This window comes from Treponema sp. R80B11-R83G3 (assembly GCF_054786115.1).
The window spans coordinates 1-904 of sequence record NZ_BDHF01000298.1 but is presented as its reverse complement, the minus strand read 5'-3'; the positions used below and the strand labels follow the sequence as shown (position 1 = coordinate 904).

2 protein-coding genes are annotated in these 904 nt (G+C 40.9%); both read right to left on the bottom strand.

What is annotated here, in order from left to right:
- On the bottom strand, positions 1 to 448 hold a 448-nt coding region (locus ACYVRH_RS13435; RefSeq protein WP_461257401.1), incomplete at its 3' end, for a hypothetical protein.
- Between the two features lie 77 nt (positions 449 to 525).
- Positions 526 to 904 (bottom strand): 23S rRNA (guanosine(2251)-2'-O)-methyltransferase RlmB (locus ACYVRH_RS13430; RefSeq protein ID WP_461257400.1); only part of this gene is annotated, 379 nt, incomplete at its 5' end.

Here is a 904-nt window from a genome sequence, read left to right as displayed (position 1 = left end):
CAATACTTGAAAGTGGTAAAGTCATAGGTTCGGGTGAAGCTAAAAGGTTTCTGTCTTCTTCAAGCGTAATTGTATCATTTTCAGTTAATTCATCAATTAAATCCAAATCAATGCCCGGAAATTGTTCAGCAAGATCTTCCGGAGAGTCTTCTTCTATAGTAAGAGTTTTTTCAAAAAGATCCATGTGTATTAAAAAAGTAACATTGGTCAATCCCGTATTTGTACATGGAACAATATCCATGCCTTCCACGCCTTCCGCGCCTTCCCCATCATCTCCTTTAATCGCTTTATTAATCAAATCCGTAAACTTTTCTCCAATATCAATTGTTTGAACAAACCGAACTGAAGGAGAGCCTTTAATTTCAATTGCTTTCGGTATATTAAATTCACAAGCAAAGAATACAAGTCCCAACAGTAATAAGACAAAAAAAACGACTCTTTTTTTCATGTTTTGTACCTCGTAATAATAATATAACACTAATCAAAAATAATGTCTAGAAAAAATGTCTATTAATATAAGCTAATTCATTTGGCGCGTTGCCGCCGTACTTCATACAATAACACTCCTGCGGCTACTGATACATTGAGCGAATCAATTCTGCCTGATGACGGTATCCCTACCATGCCGTCACACTTTTCGCGAAGGAGACGGGAGATGCCGCCGCCTTCACTGCCTAAGACTAACGCTATTCTTCCGCTTAAATCCAATTTGTAGGCAGGCACGCCCTCCATGTCGGCGCCGTAAATCCAAAAACCGGCTTCCTTTAAATCTTCCATCGCCCGCACAAGGTTAGGCGTCTCCGCCTGAGCGACCCATGAAACGGCGCCCACAGATGTTTGTGAAATTATCGGGGCTTGTTTCGCGTTACGGCGGTTGCGACTAACAACTAAATCAACTGCAAAC